This window comes from Paramuribaculum intestinale, from assembly GCF_003024925.1.
In the GTDB taxonomy this organism is placed as follows: domain Bacteria; phylum Bacteroidota; class Bacteroidia; order Bacteroidales; family Muribaculaceae; genus Paramuribaculum; species Paramuribaculum intestinale.
This window is the reverse complement of sequence record NZ_PUED01000300.1, coordinates 1-1994: the sequence shown is the minus strand read 5'-3', so window position 1 is coordinate 1994 and position 1994 is coordinate 1. Positions and strand designations below refer to the sequence as shown.

General features: G+C 41.4%; 3 protein-coding genes. All 3 read left to right on the top strand.

The window, feature by feature from the left end:
- Positions 1-308 (top strand): hypothetical protein (locus C5O24_RS14385; protein WP_205961125.1); only part of this gene is annotated, 308 nt, incomplete at its 5' end.
- Positions 309-668: 360 nt separating this feature from the next.
- Positions 669-1331, top strand: a complete 663-nt coding sequence (locus tag C5O24_RS12965) for a hypothetical protein (protein WP_133165599.1) — start codon at positions 669-671, stop codon at positions 1329-1331.
- 12 nt (positions 1332-1343) lie between these two features.
- A complete protein-coding gene (locus tag C5O24_RS12960; RefSeq protein ID WP_133165598.1) occupies positions 1344-1994 on the top strand; it encodes a hypothetical protein in 651 nt (216 codons plus the stop codon).

Sequence of the window (1994 nt, the reverse complement as noted above, 5' to 3'; positions counted from 1 at the left end):
TTTTTTTAGAGTATAATCTTAAAAAACTGGAGCTTATAAGTCACGAATATAATGGATGGAATGCTCGATTCAATAAATATGATGAAACGAGGGATGTTGATTTCGCATATGATGAGGGGCAGTCGACCTTTAAAGGTAGCTGTGATAGAAAGATTGCTATCTTGAAATATAAATTGTTTCGCAAAGGCCCTCATGATGGGCTATTATTATTTAGTGATGAAATTTATAAATGCATTCCTGATTTTTTAAAGTCATCAGACCGTTATCGTCTTTATTGTAATAGACTAATCATCAAAAAAGGAGTCTGACAATTGTAGCTGAAGAGCCACTTGTAAATTACAACACAATCGAGAGGTATGGATTTAATCGATTTATGTCGTCTGAAGGATGATTGGTAACACCCATGTTGCTATTATAATTCAATATCTTCACCGTAGAAAACGTTAATTAGAAGATATTCTTACAACATACTGACAACTTTTGACAGTCTCTTACATTAACTTTGCAACATGATTTACAAGGAATACTTTATCAACTCGGAGTTTGAAGATGTATGGTGCACGCTTCAAACCTGTTATAACGAGCCGGAAAGCGTCAGGAATTTGTATAAGACACTGTTTTATACAATTCGCAATCTGCCCATTGATAACACACGTTCCGAAAAGCCCATGCAGATTGTTCGTGACTTTGAGGGTATGATTCATGTTGCGGGAGCTCCCGACCCGATTGAGTGGCTTGTGGGGCGAGAGGTGATATTCGACGATACGGAGAAGTCGACTGTCGCTGAACTCGCGGCTCACCTGCTATACTGGTCGACACTCTACGACTTCAAGACGCAGACTCGTTATCATAAAGACTGCCAGAAATATTTCGAGGAAGAATTCGCTTGCGATTACGTAGAAAATCCAGGAAAAGATCTGAGCCTGAAACGAAAGGCTTGTTATTATTGGAAAGACGCAATTGCCAACGATTCGGCGATTGACTGGATTTACATTCTCGACATTCTCCGCAAGCGGATTGAATACCACATTGGCTACCACCGATATACCGACCGGTTCACTAACAGCAGGCTCTATGTATCACGCATGGAGCTCTGTTGCCGTCTGCTCGAATTGGCTTCAGATAACGATGGTATAGAGGGCATATACGTAAACATCCACAATGCCTCCCGATATATAGGACGTATTTTCAGTCAGTATGATTTCGATAAAATAGGCAAAGACAAAGATGACAATCTCAAGGTACTTCGTTTATCAGTTCTTCGCCGGGCCAAAGCCTACAAAATCCTCTGGAAGTTCCTTGACCACAACCTCACCTATTGGTGGGACTAATCAAAAAAAACTATGTTTAGAGTTGTAGCATTAGGCTATCGTGCCGGGATGATTGTAGACCGGCTCAGAGCCAAGAAGAATTTTGATGACATCCGGTTTGTGTACTGCAACACGGACAGTAGCCTGTTGAAAGCATGCGGCAAGGAGGAGGATGAACACATCCTCCTGACCGACATTGCGCAGTGTCGCGAGGCTATTCATGACGATAATGAGCTTATGGCAGTTCTGGTAACCTGCCTTGGCGATTATATATCAGGATACAGCTCTTGGGAATATTCCTCAGAAATAATGTCAGAGCTATGGAATTATGCCGACCATTCATATTGTATTACATCACTTCCCTTTTGGGCTGGGCGTCAGAGACCTGCAGCTATTGAAATGTTCAAAAAAATAACTTACTGGAGCGACATCACCGTACTTCAAGATGACCTGAAAGATCCTTGCAATTTTTGTCTCAATCTATACTGTGGAATGGTCCGCTTCCTTGATTTATTATTGAGTCATCCGCAAAAAGGACGCAGTTCGGAACTTGGCGATCTTCCCTTTGGTGTCTGGGCAACAGAAAAACAGTTGTTGACGGCACTAAATGCGATGTATTCCAATAATATGCCTGAATACTACGAAGCCGGAACATTCTCATTTCATAAAAGCACACATGAATAG